17 protein-coding genes and 1 pseudogene are annotated in these 20,902 nt (G+C 61.1%); 8 read left to right on the forward strand and 10 right to left on the reverse strand.

From position 1 onward, the window contains the following. Positions 1–23 precede the first annotated feature (23 nt). Positions 24–947, reverse strand: a complete 924-nt coding sequence (locus AD662_RS13320; RefSeq protein ID WP_018602123.1) for a universal stress protein — start codon at positions 945–947, stop codon at positions 24–26. A gap of 207 nt (positions 948–1,154) precedes the next feature. Here AD662_RS13320 and AD662_RS13325 point away from each other — a divergent pair, with 207 nt between their 5' ends. Beyond that, the gene (locus tag AD662_RS13325) at positions 1,155–2,405 is read left to right on the forward strand and encodes an MgtC/SapB family protein (protein WP_053187860.1); all 1,251 of its coding nucleotides are present in this window, start codon (positions 1,155–1,157) and stop codon (positions 2,403–2,405) included. Positions 2,406–2,509: 104 nt separating this feature from the next. Beyond that, positions 2,510–3,421: a universal stress protein gene (locus AD662_RS13330; protein WP_053187863.1), complete on the forward strand. Its 912-nt coding sequence runs from the start codon at positions 2,510–2,512 to the stop codon at positions 3,419–3,421. A 51-nt stretch (positions 3,422–3,472) separates the two neighbouring features. On the opposite strand, the gene AD662_RS13335 is transcribed toward AD662_RS13330, so the two are convergent. Then, a complete protein-coding gene (locus AD662_RS13335) occupies positions 3,473–4,036 on the reverse strand; it encodes a GNAT family N-acetyltransferase (RefSeq protein ID WP_018602132.1) in 564 nt (187 codons plus the stop codon). 246 nt (positions 4,037–4,282) lie between these two features. On the opposite strand from AD662_RS13335, the gene AD662_RS13340 reads away from it, so the two are divergent. From AD662_RS13340 to AD662_RS13355, 4 genes are all read left to right on the forward strand, one after another. Continuing rightward, on the forward strand, positions 4,283–5,176 hold the full coding sequence (locus AD662_RS13340) for a universal stress protein (protein ID WP_053187867.1): 894 nt from the start codon (positions 4,283–4,285) through the stop codon (positions 5,174–5,176). 181 nt (positions 5,177–5,357) lie between these two features. Then, entirely contained in the window at positions 5,358–7,730 is a 2,373-nt protein-coding gene (locus AD662_RS13345) for a phosphoketolase family protein (protein ID WP_053187870.1), read from the forward strand. A 66-nt stretch (positions 7,731–7,796) separates the two neighbouring features. Further along, the gene (locus AD662_RS13350) at positions 7,797–8,687 is read left to right on the forward strand and encodes a universal stress protein (RefSeq protein WP_053187873.1); all 891 of its coding nucleotides are present in this window, start codon (positions 7,797–7,799) and stop codon (positions 8,685–8,687) included. Positions 8,688–8,787: 100 nt separating this feature from the next. Continuing rightward, entirely contained in the window at positions 8,788–10,143 is a 1,356-nt protein-coding gene (locus tag AD662_RS13355; RefSeq protein WP_053187876.1) for an MBL fold metallo-hydrolase RNA specificity domain-containing protein, read from the forward strand. A 409-nt stretch (positions 10,144–10,552) separates the two neighbouring features. Here AD662_RS13355 and fnr read toward each other — a convergent pair whose 3' ends face one another. Next, positions 10,553–11,305 carry a fumarate/nitrate reduction transcriptional regulator Fnr gene (gene fnr / locus AD662_RS13360; protein WP_053187881.1) on the reverse strand — a complete coding sequence of 251 codons (753 nt, stop codon included), beginning with the start codon at positions 11,303–11,305 and terminating at the stop codon, positions 10,553–10,555. A 138-nt stretch (positions 11,306–11,443) separates the two neighbouring features. Then, complete coding sequence (locus tag AD662_RS13365; protein WP_082308748.1) at positions 11,444–12,592, reverse strand: cyclic di-GMP phosphodiesterase; 1,149 nt, start codon at positions 12,590–12,592, stop codon at positions 11,444–11,446. Positions 12,593–12,922: 330 nt separating this feature from the next. Between AD662_RS13365 and AD662_RS13370 the strand changes: the two are divergent. After that, a pseudogene (locus AD662_RS13370) lies at positions 12,923–13,102 on the forward strand (Lpp/OprI family alanine-zipper lipoprotein); the annotation flags it as partial. Here AD662_RS13370 and AD662_RS13375 read toward each other — a convergent pair. Then, positions 13,103–14,074 (reverse strand): DMT family transporter, encoded by a 972-nt coding sequence (locus tag AD662_RS13375; RefSeq protein WP_053187884.1) that lies wholly within the window; start codon positions 14,072–14,074, stop codon positions 13,103–13,105. Between the two features lie 93 nt (positions 14,075–14,167). Here AD662_RS13375 and AD662_RS13380 point away from each other — a divergent pair, with 93 nt between their 5' ends. Further along, complete coding sequence (locus AD662_RS13380) at positions 14,168–15,109, forward strand: LysR substrate-binding domain-containing protein (RefSeq protein WP_053187887.1); 942 nt, start codon at positions 14,168–14,170, stop codon at positions 15,107–15,109. A 44-nt stretch (positions 15,110–15,153) separates the two neighbouring features. Here the strand turns inward: AD662_RS13380 and AD662_RS13385 are convergent, their stop codons facing one another. The 5 genes from AD662_RS13385 to AD662_RS13405 form a co-directional block, all read right to left on the reverse strand. After that, a complete protein-coding gene (locus tag AD662_RS13385; protein WP_053187890.1) occupies positions 15,154–16,497 on the reverse strand; it encodes an OprD family porin in 1,344 nt (447 codons plus the stop codon). 302 nt (positions 16,498–16,799) lie between these two features. Beyond that, the gene (locus tag AD662_RS13390; protein ID WP_053187893.1) at positions 16,800–17,765 is read right to left on the reverse strand and encodes an FAD:protein FMN transferase; all 966 of its coding nucleotides are present in this window, start codon (positions 17,763–17,765) and stop codon (positions 16,800–16,802) included. Further along, a complete protein-coding gene (locus tag AD662_RS13395; RefSeq protein ID WP_053187896.1) occupies positions 17,755–19,935 on the reverse strand; it encodes a PepSY domain-containing protein in 2,181 nt (726 codons plus the stop codon). Before AD662_RS13395 ends, AD662_RS13390 begins: the two co-directional genes overlap by 11 nt. A 24-nt stretch (positions 19,936–19,959) precedes the next feature. Further along, positions 19,960–20,430 (reverse strand): DUF2271 domain-containing protein, encoded by a 471-nt coding sequence (locus AD662_RS13400; RefSeq protein ID WP_053187898.1) that lies wholly within the window; start codon positions 20,428–20,430, stop codon positions 19,960–19,962. An 86-nt stretch (positions 20,431–20,516) separates the two neighbouring features. After that, on the reverse strand, positions 20,517–20,840 hold the full coding sequence (locus tag AD662_RS13405) for a PepSY domain-containing protein (RefSeq protein WP_018602149.1): 324 nt from the start codon (positions 20,838–20,840) through the stop codon (positions 20,517–20,519). Positions 20,841–20,902 lie beyond the last annotated feature (62 nt).

Genomic DNA, 20,902 nt, shown 5'->3' on the forward strand with positions numbered 1-20,902 from the left:
CAGGCCATCGGCGCAGGTCCGCCTCAGCCAACTTGCTGCGGCGCAATCACCCACACGCTGCAGGGCATCTTGTACAGCAGGCCTTCGACGGTGCTGCCGATCAGCTTGTCCAGGCTGCCGTAGCGCACGCGGCCCATGACGATGACATCAATGTCATGGGACGCGGCGTAGCTCGCCAGCACCTTGGCCGGGTCACCCATGATCATGCGTCGCTGGTCCGCGGCGATGCCATTGCGTTCGGCCAGGGCATCGAAGGCGGCGCCCTGGGACTCGTAGAGCTGGCGGGCCAGGGTCGAGGAGAAGAACATCGAACCGTTGCCAAAACCGTATTCAGCGGCGGTAATGGACGAAAGGTCATAGGCGTAGATGACTTCCAGCGTCGCGTCGCAGCTACTGGCCAGTTTGTTGGCTTCGCTCAGGATCCGCTCATTGAGGCCTTCGTAGCGGCCGTCCTGATGAAACGGGTCGATGGCCGCCAGGATCTTGCGCGGGCGGGCGTGGGTGACTTTGTTGACGAAGTGCAGCGGTACTTCGCATTCGCGCAGCAGGTGCACGTCCAGCGGCGTGAACATCAGGCGGGAAAACCACGACTCGGGGTCCACCGACTTGATCAGCGCATCCATCGGCGCTTCCTTGAGGTGGACCAGGATCTCCTGCAAGGGGCGCTCGACCCACGTCACTTCTGTCGTGACCTCGATACCGAGTTTGCGCAGGGGCCTGGCCTGTTCCTCCAGCCACTGCCGATGGCGCTCGATGTAGCCCAGGCGCATCTGCTCCAGTGCCTGCTCATTGACCAGGCCGGCCGTGGCCAGGCCTTCGAGGTAGTCAAACGCGACAATATGCAGCGCGGCGCCTTCGGCCTTGGCCAGTGCGGCGGCCCGGTCGAACGCCGGGCTGTGTTCCATCAGTGGCGAGACGACCAGCATCAAGCGTGATTGCGTGGACATGACAAACCTCCCGGGCAAGGACCTGTTGGCGCCGGGCGAGGTTTCGCGCGGCGTGGTGTCTGTCATCAATCATGAGCGTCATGGAGCCCGCTAACTTGATTTGCATCAAACACGCTTCAAAGCGTTGCATCGAAGGCAGCAGCGGCGAGGCAATCGCGCTATGTTTGAGCATGATCAGTCGCCCCAGGGCGCCAGAGAGCCGTAACCATGACTGAAACCCTGGCCTTCGCCAATGCCGCCGCCGCGCTGGGAATCGGCCTGCTGGTGGGGCTTGAACGCGAACGGCGCAAAGGCGAGGGCGACCGGCGCGACTTCGCCGGCCTGCGCACCTTCGCCATCACGTCGGTGCTCGGCTACCTGGCGATCCAGGCGGGCGGTCCCTTGTTGCTGGGGGGCATGACCCTTGCCCTGGGCGCCTTGGTGACCGTGGCCTATTGGCGAAATCTCGATAAGGACCCGGGGATTACCAGCGAGGTGGCGTTATTCGCGGTATTGGCACTGGGTGCGCTCTGTGCAAGCGCCCCGGGCCTGGCGACCGCGATTGGCGTGGTGATGGCCGGGCTGCTCGCCAGCCGCCAGGCTCTGCACCACTTTGCCCGCAACCAATTGACGGCCACCGAGCTGCGCGATGGCCTGGTGCTGTTGATCGCCGCGCTGGTCGTGCTGCCGCTGGCGCCGGATCGATTCCTCGGGCCTTATGACGCCATCAACCTGCGCAACCTGTGCACCCTCACCGTCATGCTGATGGCGGTGGGTGCACTGGGCCATGTCGCGGTTCGAACCCTGGGGACCCGCTATGGCTACGCCCTCAGTGCGATTGCCTCGGGGTTCGCTTCTGCTACGGCGACTGTCGCGACCATGGGGGGTATCGCGGCCAAAGAGCCGATCAATCTCAAGGTGGTGAGCGCCGCGGCGATGTTATCCAACCTGGCGACGGTGACTCAAATGGGCCTGATCCTCGCGGCCGTGGACCCCGCGCTGCTGCGTTGGATGTGGGGGCCGTTGGTGTGCGGGATGCTGATGGTATTGCTCTACGCCGGCGTGCTGATGTTTCCCCGACCAAGGGCGCGGGCCGGTGAACCCATCAAGCATGGCGGTGCCTTCAGCCTCAAGCTGGCGTTGACGATGGTGCTGGCGATGGCCGCTATCACCGTCCTCTCGTCGGCAATGCTTGATGTGTTTGGCCAGGCCGGGGTGACCGTCACCGCGATTTTCAGCGGGTTGCTCGACGCCCATGCCTCGACGGCCTCTATCGCTTCCCTGGCCAAGGGCGGGTTGTTGCCTTTCGACGGCGTCGCCGTGCCGGTCCTGATGGCGCTGAGCAGCAACTCCCTGAGCAAATGCGCCGTCGCCTGGCTCAGTGGCGGGCGACGGTTCGCCGGGTATGTGATTCCCGGCCAGGTGCTGGTCACGCTGGCGATGTGGGCGGGGCTGTTGCTCCCGAGTTTGTCAGCCTGAATGAATGATGGCTGTTTGATGAAGATCAAGTCCTTTATCTGACAGGCGTCCATTCTGGAACCCTCAATCCTTTAAGTGGCTATAGCCACGTGCCGAGGTGTTCCATGTCCCAGACTCAACGTTTATTGCTAGTGGCGCCCGACGCCATGATCCGTACGCCGGCGTTCGACCGCGCCACCGAGTTGGCCCTGGCGCTGGACCTGCCCCTGCACATCGTGGCGTTCGACTACCTGGAGTTGCTCTCGGTGGCCGGTCTGTTCGCCCCGGAGCAGGTCAAGCAAGCACGTGAGGGCTATCTGGAAACCCATCGGCATTGGCTGTGGCAGCAGGCCGAACTGGCGCGCCGGCACGGCGTCGAGGTGACCTGCGAGGTGGTTTGGAGCAAGGATGCCTTCCAAGCCTTGCAGCAATACGTCAAGGAGATGCCGATGGCGTTGATCATCAAGGACGCGCAGCCGGAACCGGCGATGAAGCGGGTGTTTTTCACGCCTCTGGACTGGCGCTTGCTGCGCGACTGCCCGGTGCCAGTGCATCTGGTCACGGATTCGCGTAACCCCCGGCCTCGGCGGGTCCTGGCGATTGTCGATGTGTTGCGCAGCGAGGAGCAGGACCTGGTGTTCAACGACCAGATCGTCGACGCCGCGGTCAAACTGGCGGAACAATGCAACGCCCAGGTCGAGTTGCTGCACGCCTTCGATTGGACGGCCGTCTACGCCTCGGACATGGGCATGGGTGCGCTGCCCCTGGCCACCGGGCTCTACGAAGCATTGGGCCAGGCACAACATGAGGTGTTCGAGTCCCTGGCCGAGCGGCATGGGGTGGCACCGCAGCAGCGCCACTTCATCGAAGGGGCGCCGCTGAACAGCATTTGCACCTTCGCCAGCGATCACCAGATCGATGTCATCGTCATGGGCACCACGGCGCATCGTGGCCTGGACAAGCGCCTGGGCACTACCGCCGAACTCCTGCTGCAACGGGCGCCCTGCAGCGTTTTGGCAATCAAGCCGCAAGCGTGACGGGATCAACGCTGCGCGAGGCCATACCAAGGCCTCGCGCAGCGTCCGGCGCTAAAGGTAGAGCCGGTGGATGACTTGCCGGGTGTCATCAGGATCGCTGTGGGTTTCAAAACCCAGGCTATGGGCCAAGTCCCGCATCGGGGCATTGCTGGCCGCATCGACGGAGTACATCTGGCGATAGCCGTTTTTACGCGCGGTGTCGATCAGGTGCTCCATCAACAACGTCCCCAGCCCCAGGTGTTGCCAAGGGTCGGCGACCGTCACCGCACTCTCGCATTCGTGTTCCTGGGTCGCGCAATAGCGACTGACCCCGATCTCGATCAGCTCGCCGTTGTCATGGACCAGGGCGATGTAGGCCATGCGCGTCTTGCAGTCGACGTCCATCAACTGATCGAGCAGCGCCGCCCCCGGCTCATTGATCTGCGCCAGGAAGCGCATGTGCCGGGACTCCGGTGACAGGCGCATGATGAAGTCGTATTCGCGCTGGCGATCCTGGTCCCTGAGCGGGCGGATCAAGACATGCCGGCCGTCCTTGAGTGCCTGGATCCAGTGTTTGCCACTGATGCTGGCATACAGGGCTGCGGCGCGTTCGTTGTGGTCTTTGACAGTGAGCATGGTGCGATCCTCCCTCGGATGTGCACGTGCGGTGCGATAAAAAGCTGCGCATTCGATACTGTTCTACGCCCGCCACGGCGATCGATTCTGATCTGGATCAGTGCCCGCGTATCCGTCCGTCGATTGTCTTGCCTTTGATTCAGATCAAACCGTCCGGAGCCTTGATGGGCGCACGCTGAAGATCGCGTCGGAAAAGGCCGGTGCAAGGTTTTGGATTTCGTGTGGGCAATCCGATGGAGGTGTGCGATGGGGCAATACCAGCGTCTGCTATTGATCGTCGAACCTGATCTGCACCCCTGCGCAGCGATGCGCAGGGCCTGTGCCCTGGCCCGGGCCAGCGGCGCAGCACTGCACTTGTGCGCGTTCGTCCAGCCACCGGCCCGCACTCACCTATGGGGTGAAAAAATCGATGAAGCGAGTGTGCAGCGCTATCTGCACCGCTACCGCCGCTGGATGGTGGAGGAGGCGGCGCTGCTCAGGGAGGAAGGCCTGGATGTGACGACTCACGTGGTGTGGACCCTTCATCCGTTGCTGGACATCCTGCGCTACGTCGAGCAGTTCCAGCCTGACCTGCTGATCAAGGACGTCACCCTCGAACCGTTGCTCAAGCGCGTGTTCGCAACGCCATTGGACTGTCATTTGTTGCGCGATTGTCCGGTGCCGGTGCATCTGGTCAACCAGGCGGTACACGGCTTGCCGCGCCGGGTGGTGGCGGCGGTGGACCCCTCGGACCCCGAGGCCAATGCGTTGAACGAGCGTATCGTCCAGACGGCCACCGCGCTGGCCCGGCAATGCGACGCCTCGTTGCATCTGTTGTACGCCTGCGACCTGTCGCCGGCCTTCAATGGTGAAGCCTCGTTGCTGGCCGGTGCTTGGGATGACGACTTTGCCGACGCCCTGCGCGAATCGCTGCATGCGGCGTTTATCAGCCTGGCCGAGCGCTGTGGCGTACCGGCGGAACGTCGGCACTTTGTCGCTGGCCTGCCGGTGCCGGTCATCCAGGCGTTCATCGACGAATTCGAGGCCGACGTGGTGGTGATGGGCACTGTGCACCGCGCCGGTCTTGAGCGTTTGCTTGGCAGCACGACAGAACGCGCCTTGTACTCGGTGCCGGGCAGTGTGCTGGCGGTCAAGGGATGAGTACCTGGCACGGACGTGCGTTGGATCTGTTCGAAAACCGCCAGGCCAGTGAGCGGGCGCCAGAGCATCGAGCAAGCACCTTGTATGACCTTGACGTCCCTGGTTCTGATGTAAATCAAGTCGCGCGCATTCCAGCGTTCCAGAATCAAGCATCGCAGCCCTGTTTTTTGCGGAGAGCGTGATGAGCGATTTTCTCAGCCCCGACCAATTGAAAGGCATTGACGCCTACTGGCGTGCGTCCAATTACCTGGCCGTGGGCCAGATCTACCTCAAGGACAACCCGCTGCTGCGCAAACCGCTGCAACGCGATCACGTCAAGCCGCGCCTGCTGGGCCACTGGGGCACGACGCCGGGGCTGAATCTGATTTACGTGCACCTCAATCACCTGATCAAGACCCGTGACTTGAACATGATCCTGATCACCGGTCCCGGTCATGGCGGCCCGGCCATCGTCGCCCAGAGTTACCTGGAGGGCAGTTTTACCCAGTGTTATCCCTCGGTGGAGCAGAACGAAAACGGAATGTTGCGTTTGTTCCGGCAATTTTCCTGGCCTTATGGCTTATCCAGCCATGTCTCCGCGCAGATTCCCGGCTCCATCCATGAAGGTGGGGAATTGGGTTATTCCCTGGCCCATGCCTATGGCGCAGCGTTCGATAATCCGGACTTGATCGTGGCCTGCGTCATCGGCGACGGTGAGGCCGAAACCGGTACGTTGGCGGCGAGCTGGCACTCCAACAAGTTCCTCAACCCCAGGCGTGACGGTGCCGTACTGCCCATTCTTCATCTCAACGGTTTCAAGATCGCCAACCCCACGCTGCTTTCGCGCATCAGTGAAGACGAGCTGTCGGCCCTGATGTATGGCTACGGCTACGATCCTTATTTTGTCGAAGGCGACGATCCACAAGCGGTGCACCAACAGTTGGCCAGGACCCTGGACGGCATGTTGCTCAAGATTCGCGAAATCCAGTGCATGGCCCGCGCGGATTCGTCGGGACGTACCCTGGAACGCCAGCTTTGGCCGATGCTGGTGTTGCGCACGCCCAAGGGCTGGACCGGTCCGAAGTTCGTCGATGGCCAGCAGATCGAAGGTACCTGGCGCGCCCACCAGGTGCCGCTGAGCCACTTCGAGCTGCCCGTGCATTTGACGCAACTGGAACAATGGCTCCAGAGCTACCGTCCGCAGCAATTGTTCGACGACAACGGTGCGTTGCTGCCGGACATTGCCGCGTTGGCGCCGACGGGACATCGGCGCCTGGGCGCCAATCCCCATGCCAATGGCGGCGTGCTGCTCAAACCCTTGGAACTGCCCAGGTTCACCGATTACGCCGTGCAATTCTGCGCGCCCGGCAGCGTGCAGGCAGAGGCCACCCGGGTGTTGGGCGGTTTTGTCCGTGATGTGATGAAGCACAATCTGCGGGCAGGCAATTTCCGCCTGTTCGGCCCCGACGAAACCGCCTCCAATCGCCTTGATGCGGTGTACGAGGTCAGTGGCAAAACCTGGATGGCGGCGCTGGAGGCGGGCGATACGAACCTGGCGTGCGACGGCCGGGTGATGGAAATCCTCAGCGAGCAAGTGTGTGAAGGCTGGCTGGAGGGGTATTTGCTGACTGGCCGGCATGGGCTGTTTTCCTGCTATGAGGCGTTCATCCACATCGTCGATTCGATGTTCAATCAGCACGCCAAATGGCTCAAGACCGCCGCCCAGATCCCGTGGCGCGCGTCGATTGCTTCGCTCAATTACCTACTCACGTCCCATGTCTGGCGTCAGGACCACAACGGCTTTTCCCACCAGGACCCGGGGTTCATCGACCTGGTGGCGAACAAGAGCGCTGACGTGGTGCGTATCTACCTGCCAGCAGACGCCAATTGCCTGTTGTCCGTGGCCGATCACTGCCTCAAGAGCCGCGATTACATCAATGTGATCGTGGCTGGCAAGCAGCCGGAATGGCAGTGGCTGGACATCGATTCGGCCGTTCGGCACTGCTCGGTCGGGATCGGTCGCTGGGCCTTCGCCTGCAACAACGACGAAGACCCGGACGTGGTGATGGCCTGTGCTGGTGACGTGCCGACGTTGGAAACCCTGGCCGCTGTCACGCTGTTGCGTGAATACGTGCCCGACCTGCGCGTGCGGGTGGTGAATGTCGTGGACCTGTTGGCCCTGCAACCGCCGCAACAGCATGCCCACGGGTTGCCGGACGCCGAGTTCGATGGGCTGTTTACCGTGGACAAACCCGTGATTTTCGCCTTCCACGGCTATCCGTCGCTGATCCATCGGCTGGTCTACAAGCGTCACAACCACGATAACTTCCATGTCCGCGGTTTCATGGAGGAGGGCGCCACCACGACGCCGTTCGACATGGCGGTCATCAACCACCTGGATCGCTACCAACTGGCGCTCGATGTCATCCAGCGCGTGCCACGGTTGCAGCCGTTGGTGGACAGTGCTCGGGATCGCTACTGGGCAACCATGGAAAAGCACCAGCTGTACCTCATCGAGCATGGGCAGGATATGCCCGAAGTCTTGAATTGGCGCTGGACGCCGACGCCGCAATGACGGTCAACATGCCTCATGGCATCGACGCTGCGCCGTGGCGTTCGAGCCCGACTTTGGAGCCCCATCATGAGCCAGTACCAACGCCTGTTGCTGATCCTCAACCCGGCACAACGTCATTCGCCCGCCCTGCATCACGCCGCGGCCCTGGCGGCGGCCAATGGCGCGCACTTGCATGTCACGGCCTCGATTCCCTCGCTGGACATTTTTTCGCTGCTCGAAGAGGGGCCTCGTGAGGAAGCGCGGCAGAACTATCTCCAGGACCATCGTCATTGGTTGGAGGATGAGGCGGACAAGATGCGTCGCCGTGGCCTGCGGGTCACCACTGAGGTGGAATGGGCCCAGAAGATGGGCAAGCAGATCCTGCAACACGTTACGCAGATCCAGCCGGATTTGCTGATCAAGCAGGTACAACACGAGCCCATGCTCAAGCGGGCTTTCTTCACCCCGCTGGACTGGCAACTGCTGCGCAACTGCCCGGTGCCGATGTACCTGGTGGGGGCCACCGGTCATGCGCTGCCGCGTACGGTGGTCGCGGCGGTGGACCCTTCCAGTGCGTTTGCCCAGAACAGCGGGCTGAATGACCGGATCATCCGCCAGGCAATGAGCCTGGCCTTACAGTGCGACGCCGAGCTGCATCTGGTTCACGCCTATGAGGTGTCGTCAGTCTATCTGGGGGATGCGGGCGGTGGCGGCCTGTCGCTGTCGCAGCTCAGCAAGGAACTGCGCAGGAGCCTGGAAAAAACCTTCCTGGAACTGGCGAACCTGTTTGGTGTGCCGGCCGAGCGCAGGCATTTTCTACTGGGGCATCCGGTCTCGGCCTTGAGTGAATTTGCCCTGGAGCATGAAGTGGACGTGATCGTCATGGGGCGATTCCAGCACGACGATCTGTATGGGCTATTGGGCAGCACGACCGAACACATCCTGTACCAGGTGTCGTGCAGTGTTCTGGCGGTGTGATGAACCGGGCTTGACCGCTGGGTTGTTGACAAAGATCAACGGCAACGAGGTCAAACAATGGGACCAATAGACTAACGATCGATTGTCCAGGAGCACCGCCATGCGCATGACATTTCTTGGGGCCGCCGGTACGGTCACTGGCAGCAAGTACCTGCTGGAACATGACGATCAGCGCATCCTGATCGATTGCGGCCTGTTCCAGGGCTACAAGCAGTTGCGCCTGCACAACTGGGATCCCTTCGAACTGCCGATGCGTGACCTGGATGCGATCGTACTGACCCACGCCCACTTGGACCACAGCGGCTACCTGCCGGTGCTGGTGCGTAATGGCTATCGCGGTCCCATCTATGCCTCGCCGGCGACCTGCGAGCTGGTGAAGATCCTGCTGCGCGACAGCGCTCGCTTGCAGGAAGAAGAAGCCGAATACGCCAACCGCAAGGGGTTTTCCAAACACGCGCCGGCCTTCCCGCTGTACACCCGTGAACACGCTGAACGAGCGCTGAAACTGCTGCGTCCGATTGCCTTCGAACACCCGGTGGAGATCGCCCGAGGAATAACCATCTTGCTGCGTCGCGCCGGGCATATCCTCGGTGCCGCGACGGTACAGGTCCAGGCCGGTGGGGTGACGCTGGTGTGTTCCGGGGACTTGGGGCGACCCGAGGATCCGGTGATGTTCGCGCCGAAGGTCATCGAGCAGGCGGATATCCTGCTGGTGGAGTCCACCTACGGCGACCGTCGACACCCACACGAGTCGCCGGAAGATCAATTGGCTGAGGTGATCACTCGCACCGCGCTGCGCCGTGGCATCACGTTGGTGCCCTCGTTCACGGTTGGCCGTGCCCAGTTGCTGATGTACCACCTGTATCGCCTGAAACAACGCCGGGCGATCCCCGATATCCCGATCTACCTCAACAGCCCCATGGCCATCGACGTCACCCGGTTGTACCAGCGCTTTGGTGACGAGCATCGTCTCTCCAAGGAGGAGTGCGAAGGTATGTGCCACATCGCCCATCCGGTGCGCTCGGTCAAGGACTCCATGGCCCTGGACCTGCAACGCACCCCGGCGGTGATCATCGCCGCCAGTGGCATGGCCACCGGCGGGCGCGTGCTGCACCACCTCAAGAGCCTGGCGCCCAACCCGATCAACACCTTGTTGATGCCCGGTTTCCAGGCAGGCGGTACGCGAGGTGCGAGGATTGTGGCGGGCGAGCCTGCGGTGCGCATCCACGGCAAGGACGTGCCGATCAATGCCGAAGTGGTGCCTATGCAAACGCTCTCGGCTCATGCCGATGCGGACGAAATCATGCAATGGCTGCGCGGCTTCAAGACACCACCCCGGCACACCTATGTCGTGCATGGCGAGCCCAATGCGTCCGATGTCTTGCGCCACCGCATACGCGACGAATTGGGTTGGTCGGTGTCGGTGCCGGAGTACCGCGATAGCGTCGAACTCTGACCCACCGCCTTCGCGAGCAAGCCCGCTCCCACAGTGGTTCGGGGGTGGGCTGGAAGTTCGGACTCACCGCCATTCCCTTGTGGGAGCGAGCTTGCTCGCGAAGACGGCGGTACATTCAATATTGAGGCAGGCTGACCGGGCGCCTTCGCGAGCAAGCTCGCTCCCACAGGGGGATTTTCTGTGGTCGCCGGATTGGTGCTCGCTTCGCAAACTGCCGGCCAAAGGGTGAGGTGTGGTGGTCGGGATGACCGGTTCTGTACCTTGCAGGTGCGTTGCCATGATCAAAGCCTCCATGAGACGGGAGGTTCGGTAACCTTCGTCGAGGCAGAGGTTCGAACGTTGAGTCTTAATGTCGACCTGTAGGCATTCGGGGGTATTGATGTAGATCAGATGTCAAGCGGGGTAGGCATCACAGCTCGGAATGACGATGGCAACCGGCGACTTTTTGCTTGAGACCGGGTAAATCCAGAATCGTGACATTGCGCCCATGCATGTCTACCAGTTCTTCCTGGCGCAGATGGGCGATGCCCCGGCAGATGGTTTCCAGGCGCAGGCCCAGGTAGGAACCGATGGCTTCGCGGCTCATGCGCAGCACGAATTCCCTGGAGGAATAACCGCGCATGTTAAGCCGTTGGGAGAGGTTCAGTAGAAACGCCGCCAGGCGTTCGTCGGCGTTCATGTTGCCGAGCATCAACAACATGCTGTGGTCGCGCACGATTTCCCGGCTCAGGAGTTTGTTCAGGTTGTGCTGCAACGACGGTAAGTCGTGGGCCAGTTTTTCCAGGAGGTTGAAAGGCAGCGGGCAGACTTCGCTGTCTTCCAGCGCGATGGCATTACAGGCGTAGTGATCGGTACTGATAGCGTCCAGGCCAAGCATTTCGCCCTGCATCTGGAAACCGGTGACCTGTTCGCGACCGTCTACCGAAAGGACGCTGGTCTTGAAGAAACCCAATCTCACTGCATACAACGAGCGCAGAGGGTCGCCGGTGCGATACAGCGCAGCGCCTTTCTTGACCTTGACCCGCTGGGCGATCAGCGTGTCGAGGCGCTCGACTTCACCACCCGTCAGGCCAATGGGCAGGCACAGTTCGAGCACGCTGCAGTTGGAGCAAGCAGCCTTGAGGGAGTGCACGTGTAGAAGTCGGGCTTCGGGCTCGAGCACAGGGATGAACTCCTTTGAGTGAACCAAGCATAGAAGAACTATCCCATCGCGCCTGTTTTTTGTCGGCTAAAGCCATACCCTCGGTCGATTCGTCGTTTAGCTGGGGCAGCAATTGGGTTATTTCGCTAGGTGTCAGCTTTATGCGGGAAGTTCGCTCCACAATGTTTCTGTATTTTTGAAGCCGTATTGTTTTGCCGTGATTCGTTCAATGATTTTTTCGCTTGAGGTCGGCTCACTCAAGTCGATGATCGAGGGGGTGACGTAGGCGTTTGAAGAGGTGGAGAAGAAGGTATTTACTTTTGGGCTCAATAACGAACATGGGTTCTGTTCAGTGACCACGCCGATAGCGCCGCCGCTGAGGCGGACAATGGAGCCAACCGGATAAATACCGACTGACTTCACAAAGGCCTGGAATACCGTTTTATCGAAATGTCGATTCCATCCCGACATTTTTTGAATGGCAATGGCGGGGGACCAGGCTTCGTTGTAGGGGCGCTCCGATGTGACTGCGTCATAGACATCGCAAATGGCCGCCATGCGGGAGAAGAGGCTTATCTGCTCACCGGTCAACCGATCTGGGTAGCCAGACCCGTCCATTTTTTCGTGATGATGCAGGCACACGTCTATCACCGTTTCGCACAGCGGTGCCGAGGTTCGCAATATTTGCGCGCCTAGCCGCGGGTGTTGACGAATGACCGCGAATTCATCATCGGTCAGTTTTCCCGGCTTGTTAATAATGATGCCGGGAATGGCCATCTTGCCAATGTCATGCAATAAACCCGCAAGTCCAGCTTGATGAATAAGCTCTTCAGGAAAGTCCAGCTGGTGAGCCACGGCAATCATCAGGGCGCTGACGGCGACTGAATGCATATACGTGTATTCAGTCGCCGTTTTAAGTCGGGCCAGGCTGATGAAAGCACTTGGGTGACGCATGATTGAACGGGTTATATCGTCGACGAGTTTATCCGCTTGGTCGATGGAAATGGCACGCCCCATTCGTGCATCACTGAACATCGCAACGACTGCCGACTTCGATTGGCGACAGAGTTTCCTCGCCGTGATCAGCTCTTCATTCAGCGTCGTAGAACTCACCTGGATATTGGCAATAGCAGCCTTATTGATCGAGGGGCAATTTCCATCATTGACCTGAGGGTCCAAGGAAGGGGAGGCGTGCGAGGTGTCTTGATGAGGGGGGTGACCGTTCCAATAGGGGGACTCGGAACGAGAGCGACAGGGTTCGATAGTGCTATTTATGCAATGTTCGCCGGTTTCTTTATCGTTCGACATGGCCTTTACCCTTTCGGAGTCGCGGTGTCCCTTTCACTCAGGACGTCCTTGGCTTTGTTTTCAGCATTCCCGGAGTGGCGCTTGCTTGAGGATAGCGGGAGTATGCGCCGTCATGATTGATATCACAGTGATGTCAGTGCAATCTGCTCAGTATCGGTTTGTACCTGTTTTGTACAAGATTGCCAGGCGCGGATCGCGACAACCTTTGGGCAAAGAGGGCTGTCAAAGAAGTCGCAGCGCTGCCACCGGGCGCTTGATCGGTAGAAACGGTGCAAATTCTTCCAAGGGCAGGGTTTCCCTTTCCAATAGCAGACGGGCCCCGGTGTCCACCAAGAAGTGGATGCCCGACTGGAGTCGGCGGAAAATAACGCCGCAACGGCAAGACTCAGGGCGGATGAGGCCTACAGGAAGGCTGAGCAGGCCGAGATAATGGCCGAGCAGGCGCAACGTACCGCTGAAGAGGCAAGCATCCGCGCCACTCGGATGACCGATAAGGCCACGCGCAAGTAATCAGCGGATGAAGGAGGCATTTCTCTCAGGGACAGTGGACGTCAAAATGATACGAACTGCCATCACCACCCCCACCAGCACGCCAGCAAGACCTGACGCTTCTAGAAGCGTTGGCAGCCGGTGATGAAACAACAAGCCCAGTAGTGTGGCAAATAGTGATTCCAGGGCTATCAACTGCCCGGAAAGCACCATGGGAAGGCGACGGGACGCCGCGTTCCAGGCCCAGGCCCCGATGACTGACGACATCAGCGCAATCACAAGACCCCAGGTATACAAGTGTCCCGCCAGGGAAACACTGAAACCCAGGCTTGGCAGCTTGAGAAGATCAAACGCTTGCGCCGCCGGTATCAAGCACAAGGTGCCGATCCCTGCGCCGACCATCATGAGGCCGGTCCAGGCCCCCGAAGCGCTGGCCGACAGGTTGACCAAGGCGCCCTGGTTCAACCAACTGAATACGAGCCACAGGAGCACCGCACCGATCGAGAAAAACACGCCCGTCAACCATGAACCGTCGTCGCTCAGGGGCTGCTGGATGCTGCTGAGGTTCGACAGCAATAGCCCTCCCGTTAAAAAAGCCAGCGGTATCGCCAGCCTTCGCCATGGGAGGGTTTTGTGGGTGGCGTTGCCGAGCAGTGCCTGCAAGACCGGCACCATGCCAATAAACGCCGGGGTCAGTACCGGCCCGGCAAACATGACGCCTGCGGCAATACAACTGCTGTAACCGAGGTACCCGATGACCCCCAGGCTTGCGCCAAGTAGCAGTTGGCTGCGGCGCAGGCGCCGAAGCTGGGTTCGATAGCCCACCACGACAGCCACACCCAGCGCCCCGGCGATCAGGAACCGCATGATCATCAGATCGTGGATCGTGTAGGCACCGACGACGTAAGGCGCAATGAAATTCAACGCCCAGCTCAGCGTCGCGACGACGGCAAGGCTCACGCCGGCGAGGGTGTTCGAGTAGGCATTGGGCATTCATGCATATCCTTAAGGCATTGAGCTCATGTTGCACAGCGTCGCAGCTGTGCTACAAACGAGTTCTCGGCCCTGGATGTATTACCTCTGATTATGAATAACCTTGGAAAGTCATTACCGCCGCTTGCCAGCTTGTTGCCCTTCGAAGCGGCTGCGCGCTTGGAAAGTTTTTCCAAGGCCGCCGAGGAACTGCACATCACCCAAGCGGCGATCAGTCGGCAGATCCGTGGGCTCGAAGAGGACTTGGGGCTGAAACTTTTCTGCCGTCGTAACCGCGCCGTCTTCCTGACAACGCAAGGGCGTGAGTTGGGACGTGTGGTAAGTAACGCGTTGCAAAGTATCAGTGCCAGTGCTGTCAGCCTTCGTCAATCGCCAGGTAAAAACCGCGTCGTTTTGCTGTGCCAATTATGCGAAGCGTTCTACTGGTTGATGCCGCGGCTCTCGACGTTCCACCAGCGATACCCGGAAATCGAGATCCAGGTGGCCACATCCACCGGGCCGCTGACTGAGTTCAATGAGCATTTTGACGTGGCCCTGCAAAGCACAGGACGGCCCAGCGGCGTCCATGGCTTGATGTTTACCGCCGCTGATGAAGTGTTTCCCGTATGCAGTCCTCATTACCTGCGTACCCACAAAACGTTGCAAGTCCGTGACCTGAAGTCCCACAGCCTTTTGCACTATCACGCTACGCCGCCTCATTGGATGCAGTGGGGTGCCTGGTTCCAGGCGTTTGGACTGTCGCTCGACGACGCTCCCAAGGGCTCGGTGTTCGATAGCTATCCTTTGATGCTCCAGGCGGCGGTCGAGGGGCATGGCATCGCGTTGGGGTGGCGGCGCACCGCCCAAGGGCTGCTTGAGAGCGGTGCGTTGGTGAGACCTTGCGCAGAAAGCGTCCCTTTGCCTGACGCGATATCGGTATTCAGCCGGCCGGGCGAGGAAGGTCGGGTTGAGGTAAGCGCGCTGCTCGACTGGCTTGAAGGTGAATTGGGAAGTGATCGTCAGGCCGGCTTCGGTCAGTCGCGGTTAAACCGGTGACGCTGCCATAACGGATAAAGTATTGGGTATCCGTTGTGGCAGGGTCAGAACGGCCCCAGCTTGAGGGGGTACTGGATGACGATATACAGCCGGTCGATGTCATCGCCGCCCTGGCTGCTGTTGGCGCGATGGGTGACATGGGACAGTTGCAGCGACAGGTCCTTGGCCGGGCCTGACTGCACGATGTAGTGCAGGTCCAGGTCGCGCTCCCAATGGCGTCCGCCAGCGCCTTGTTGCGGACTGTAAGTGCCGGTGTCGCTATCGAACGGGTTGTAGGCACCGCCTCGGGGGGCATGGCTGCCGTCGATCCCGCGTCCAGTCACATAGCGGGCCATGAAGCTCAGGCCGGGGATGCCCAAGGTGCCCAGGTCAAGGTCGTAGCGCGCTTGCCACGAGCGCTCGCCGGGGCCGTTGAAGTCCGCATATTTGATCGAGTTGGCCAGGTAGATGGAGTCGCCGCCGACGAAATCGAAGGGCGTGTCGCCGTTGATTTTCTGATAGGCCAGGGTGAACGCCTGGGCATTGAGCCGGTATTTGCCACTCAGGCTATAGGCCGTGGTGTCGATTGCCCCGGCGTTCGCCTTGCCATAGTCGCGGGTGTGGTACAGGTTGCCGTCGAGGAACAGTTCGCCAAGGGTGGTATGCAGGTTGGCATAGTACTGGCGCCAGGCATCGCTCAGTTCGGAGGCGTAGAGCGCGCCGCCCAGGGCTTGGCCAGTGAGCAGGTCGGCGCCGATGAAGTCGATGGCGCCGTGGCGCGTCGTCGCCCCATACCCGGAAAAATCACCTTTGCTGGTCGAGGCGTCCTGATTCTTGAACGCACTGAAGTGGCCCGCCTGCAGGTCGATCCCTTCGAACTCGCGGCTGGAGAGCAGCAGGCCGCTGGCGTATTCGGGTTGCAGACGCTTGTCTGCGGTGTCGAATACCGGGCTCTGCACGGTCATTTCGCCGACCGCCAGGGTGGTGCGTGAGGTGTTGAACTTCAGCGCGCCGCCCGCACTGGAGTAGTGGTCCTCGCTTCGCCCGTTCTCATCCAGCGGCAATAATCCCGTTCCGGAATGCCCCTTGCCGCCGTCCAGTTTCAACCCCACGAACGCGTGGGCATCGATGCCTACGCCGATCGTGCCGGGGGTGAAGCCGGACTCGAACGAGGCGATGAAGCCCTGGGCCCATTCCTGTTTGTAGCTTTTGCCTGCCGGGGTCGGGGTGCGATAGTCATTGTTGAGGTAGAAGTTGCGGCTGAGGACTTGCAGCGTTGCCCCGTCGAGAAAGCCAGGCGTGCTTTGCGCGAGTTCCGCTGCCATCGCCGGTGCGGCGCTGCCGGTGAGCAGGGCAAGCAGCCAGAGCGGTTTCAGGGCGGCGGTTGAGTGGTGTGGTGCAGGCAACATGCTTCATTTCCATGTGACATTGGGCGGGCGAAGGAGGGCTTTCGCGCCAGGAAGACAAGAGCTTCATTCTTGGGCGTGGGACGCGCGCGCGCGAGTTAAACGTTGTTAATTGCGTTCAGCTGTTTTGGCCCTATCGCGAGCAAGCTTTGCTCCCACAGGGGGCAGCGTTCAGGTGCAACACCGGACGCTGCACTCACTCAGCACATGGCTGCAAGGTTTGCGCTGTGAGGCGGGTGCATGATGACCTTCTCCGGCTGGTGCGTGAGTGGTCGTTCTTCTGACTCAACACCCGAGCGTCGGCGTCAGCGCGTTTGGACCTGAGCCTGCAACTGTCCGCCGACTATGGATATTTCCTTGAACTGCAAACCGTCGCGCACGACGAACAATGCGTCCATCCCGCGTTCTTGTGCCAGGCGGGGGCCTTGGGTTTCGCCCAGTACCATCAGCGCTGTGGCCCAGGCGTCGGCGAGCATGCATGAAGTCGACACCACCGTGACGGCTGCGAGCGGGTTGCACAGGGGGGCGCCGGTGGCTGGGTTCATCGTGTGGGCGTAGGACTGCCCCCTGACGTCGACCCAATGTCGGTAATCCCCGGAGGTGGCGATGGCGGCGTCGCTGAGTTCCATCACCCCCATGACCTCACGCACGCCCCGACGGGGTTTTTCCATGGCCACGACCCAAGGCTGCCCATCAGGTTTGCTGCCGCGCGCGCGCATCTCGCCGTCGATGCCTACCAGGTAGCGTGTGATGCCAAACCTGTCCAGGCAGCGGGCCAACTCATCGACACCAAAACCTTTGGCAATGCCGTTCAAGTTGAGGTTAAGCGGTGCCTGTTTGCGCACCTGGTTGCGTTGTGAATCAACGACCAGCGCTGCACAAGTCGAGCGTCGAGTGGGCGTAGGCAACCCATCGAACACTGGTTCGGTGATGGACAGCTCGCCGGGACCGAAGCCCCAGGCGTCCACCAGATCACCAACGGCGATGTCGAAGGCGCCGCCCGATTGCTGGCTGACGCGCAGCGCAGCAGACAATACCGTGGTCAGTTCCTCGGGCAGCGCTATCCATTCCTGCAACGGTGCGTTGTTGAGGCGATTGAGCTCCGAATCGGCCTTCCAGGTCGACATTTGCTGGTCCACCCGGGCCACGGCACTTGCCAGGGCGTGGCTGATTGCGGGGATATCGGGTTCGGCCAGGGCGTAGAACAGAGCGGTGTAGCGCGTGCCCATGGTTTCGCCGTTCAGGCTGTAGCGTCGCCATTCAGTAGACATCTTCACGGTAGCGTCCCTGTGCCTTGAGGGTCAGCACATTCAGGTTGAGGGGAGCCAGCACTTCATCCAGCGCCAGCATCACGCCCTTGGCCATCTCGCGACCGCCGCAAACCAGTACCTGGGCGCCTTTTTCGATCAGCCGACGCAACATCAGGGCGTCGCTGATCAGCCGGTCTTGCACATAGGAACGGTCCATGACCTGGGAAAAGGCCGCGTGCAACGCCGTCAGGCGCCGGTCAGCCAGGTAATGGTTGAGCTCGGTTTCGTAGAGGAAGTCCGAGGCCGGGTTACGCCCACCCCAATACAAGTGCATAGGGTGGTGGGCCTTGTTGTTCCGGATAAAACCGGCTAGCGGGCCGATGCCGGTACCGGCGCCGATCAGAATCACTGGGTGCGCCCCCGACGCTGGGCGAAATTGTGGATTCGGTTGGATAAAGGCGTCGATGGTCGCCCCGATCTCCAGGCTGTGAAGGAATGATGAGCACAGACCTCCTTTGTGTTTGCGTACGCAGATCTCCAGCACGCCGTCCTGTGAGCTGCTGGCCAGCGAGTAGAACCGAGGGAGGGGGTTGTCAGGGGGCAGGATGCCGACCAGATCACCGGCTTCAAAGGCCGGTAATATCCCTGAGGCTTTGAACCGCAGCACGTGGGTGGGCGCGCCGACTTGTTCACCATAGGCAATGCGCTCGACCAGGATCAGTTGATGGGTGCGGGGCGGCTGTGCGGTGTGGATCAGCGTCAGGTCTTGCCCCAGCACCTCACCCACGGCGTGGCCCCAGCGAGCAAATTCCTGGGATGACTGGCGGTTGATGGTTTCCAGTCCGATCAACGGCGTGCCACCAGCCTGCAACAAGGCTTCCTGTACCTGATGGGCAAACTGACAGAACTGCGCAAACAGCCGGTCGCCAAAACCCAGCACGGCAAACGGCTGGCCAGGTTTCAGGCCGGCTTCGGCCAGCCGTGCCAGGAACTGCGAAGCCGAGGCCGGGGCATTGCCGTCACCGTGGGTCGCGGTGAGGATGAACACGCGTTGAGCGTTGCCGTAGTCGTTGGCGTATTGATTCATTGCCGCGCTGTGAACGCGGTGGCCGGCTTGATGCAAGGCTTCATGCAAGGTGTTGGCAAAGCCCCAGGTGCTGTTGGTTTCGCTGCCGACCAGGATAACGGTGTCTGCGGATTGTGCTGCGCTGTTGTGGCGGATATTCGGCCCGGCCTGGCGGCGACGCCACCAGATCAGGATGCCGGTGATGCTCATCACTGGCACGCCGAGGGCACAGAGGCCCAGCAACAGGCCCAGCCACCAGAGCCCTTCACCGGTGTGCAACTGATAGATCAACTCGTAGACGTTGCGCGTCGAGTCGTGAGCTTGATAGGACAACAGGGCGCCGCTGACCGGGTCCACGTAGCCGTCGCCCTGGGCCGTGCGCAGGGAAAACACGTCTTGCGGATTATTCGGGCTGGGGTAGACGAGCTCGCGCAGATCAGTCAGATCGGTGGCCTGCAAAGCTTGCAGGCTCGCCACGGGCGAGGCCGAGCCCGCGCTGATGTGGTCGGGGAATGCAGGTTCGCTCTGACTGCCATCGGCGATGAAGTCGAAGGTCGTGGCGCACATGTAGAGCCCGCTCAGTGCCGATAACAGCAGCCCAAGCAACGCGAATCGACCGACCTCTGCGTGCCAGCGCTGGCTGAAGTCGCCCCGCAATGGCCGCAGCAGGTTGCGCCAGCCGCCGACCCGCCGGACCAGCAACAGCGCCCCGGACACCGACAGCATCAGCATGAACAGCGCGCCGACGCCTGACACCCCGTGGCCCGGCGTACCAAGAAACAGCGAGCGGTGCAGGTCTTTCATCCAGCGTGAGAAAGCGGAGGGTTCGTACGGGGCCAGGCCTCGTCCGGTCAGCGGGTCGACCTTTTCGGCCCCGACCCGGCCGTCCTGATTGAAGTAGACGATGACGGTCCCGGACGCGGTGCGCTGGATCTGCTCCACGCCCGGAAAGTGACTGGCAACGCGTCCGGCCAATTGGCCGACATTGACTTGCCCGGCCGCAGTGGACGTGTTGTTCAGGCGTTCAAGGGCCGGATCGACAGACAACATCGCGCCGCTGATGGCCAAGAGCATGACCAGCAGGGCGGCGATCAGACCGGGCAGGGAGTGGAGCTGGCGAAGCATGTTCGGCCTCCGAACAGGTAGGTGCTACAAATCGTAGGTAAAGGATTCGACGTAGGTCTTACCGGCCGCCGGCTTGCCTGCGCCTTCGCTGGTCAGTGGCACGCTGACGTCGGCCCGGGCATCACGCTTATCCTCGACGGCGCTATCGATACGGATCTGATACCCGGCATCGATCAGGGTGTCTGCCAGCTCGACGCTGACTTTGAGGGTGTCGCCGCTGCCAACGCTGGCGCCGCTGACGCCGTCGTACTCGCTGGGGCTCAGCTTGCTTCCACGGGCCCAGTCGGCCAGGTGCTTGTAGTACTTGGCCTTTTTGCCGGCCACCCAGAGGGTTTTCTGGTACTGGCCGCTGGCGTCGGTGACGTAGATCGCCAGGTACGCATCGTTGCCGCTGTAGCGCTTGAGCAGGGTCGTGAGGGTTACTTCACGGGCTTGAGCCAGCCCCGGCAGGATGATGGCGCTGGCGAGGCAGGTTGCAGCGATGATTTTTTTCATGGGAGGTGTCCTTTTGATCGTTGGGGCGAGAGCCTGGACCTGCTTGCTGACAGCAACCTGAATGGCAGGATCAACGCGTCGAAATGTCACGGCGCGGGAGCAGGGGCGAGGTAGGCGCTGGCATCGTCATCGTCCCGGAAGTAGATCTCGAGCTCGCGCAGGTGCAGCGACGCTGGTGTGTAGCGGGCTTCGATGACATTGCCCTGGCGGTCCAGGCCCTTGAGCTTGTAGCAGCCGTCGTCCACCTTGATGCGCTGCACCGTCCAGCCGTACCGCTGTTCCACCTGCAGGCGCAGGGTTTCCCGTGGCTGCCAGTCATTGACCGGTTCGCCGCAGTCGTCATCGGCCAAGGCGTAACCGTTGGCCAGCACGCTTATCAGCGCAGTGCTGGCGATAAAACCTGATTTCATGATCTGTCTCCTGCCGGGGCTTCGTTGTGGGCATACCCTACGGTGCATTCCTGACAGCCAGC

Source organism: Pseudomonas kilonensis (assembly GCF_001269885.1).
Taxonomy (GTDB): Bacteria; Pseudomonadota; Gammaproteobacteria; order Pseudomonadales; family Pseudomonadaceae; genus Aquipseudomonas; species Aquipseudomonas kilonensis.

Excerpts from the sequence above, each read along its gene's own strand:
- AD662_RS13325 (WP_053187860.1), top strand. The coding sequence starts at position 1,155 with ATGACTGAAACCCTGGCCTTCGCCAATGCCGCCGCCGCGCTGGGAATC.
- AD662_RS13355 (WP_053187876.1), top strand. The coding sequence starts at position 8,788 with ATGCGCATGACATTTCTTGGGGCCGCCGGTACGGTCACTGGCAGCAAG.
- AD662_RS13385 (WP_053187890.1), bottom strand. The coding sequence starts at position 16,497 with ATGTTGCCTGCACCACACCACTCAACCGCCGCCCTGAAACCGCTCTGG.
- AD662_RS13390 (WP_053187893.1), bottom strand. The coding sequence starts at position 17,765 with ATGTCTACTGAATGGCGACGCTACAGCCTGAACGGCGAAACCATGGGC.
- AD662_RS13375 (WP_053187884.1), bottom strand. The coding sequence starts at position 14,074 with ATGCCCAATGCCTACTCGAACACCCTCGCCGGCGTGAGCCTTGCCGTC.
- AD662_RS13380 (WP_053187887.1), top strand. The coding sequence starts at position 14,168 with ATGAATAACCTTGGAAAGTCATTACCGCCGCTTGCCAGCTTGTTGCCC.
- AD662_RS13395 (WP_053187896.1), bottom strand. The coding sequence starts at position 19,935 with ATGCTTCGCCAGCTCCACTCCCTGCCCGGTCTGATCGCCGCCCTGCTG.
- AD662_RS13335 (WP_018602132.1), bottom strand. The coding sequence starts at position 4,036 with ATGCTCACTGTCAAAGACCACAACGAACGCGCCGCAGCCCTGTATGCC.
- AD662_RS13365 (WP_082308748.1), bottom strand. The coding sequence starts at position 12,592 with ATGTCGAACGATAAAGAAACCGGCGAACATTGCATAAATAGCACTATC.
- AD662_RS13320 (WP_018602123.1), bottom strand. The coding sequence starts at position 947 with ATGTCCACGCAATCACGCTTGATGCTGGTCGTCTCGCCACTGATGGAA.
- AD662_RS13340 (WP_053187867.1), top strand. The coding sequence starts at position 4,283 with ATGGGGCAATACCAGCGTCTGCTATTGATCGTCGAACCTGATCTGCAC.
- AD662_RS13400 (WP_053187898.1), bottom strand. The coding sequence starts at position 20,430 with ATGAAAAAAATCATCGCTGCAACCTGCCTCGCCAGCGCCATCATCCTG.
- AD662_RS13350 (WP_053187873.1), top strand. The coding sequence starts at position 7,797 with ATGAGCCAGTACCAACGCCTGTTGCTGATCCTCAACCCGGCACAACGT.
- AD662_RS13330 (WP_053187863.1), top strand. The coding sequence starts at position 2,510 with ATGTCCCAGACTCAACGTTTATTGCTAGTGGCGCCCGACGCCATGATC.
- AD662_RS13405 (WP_018602149.1), bottom strand. The coding sequence starts at position 20,840 with ATGAAATCAGGTTTTATCGCCAGCACTGCGCTGATAAGCGTGCTGGCC.
- AD662_RS13345 (WP_053187870.1), top strand. The coding sequence starts at position 5,358 with ATGAGCGATTTTCTCAGCCCCGACCAATTGAAAGGCATTGACGCCTAC.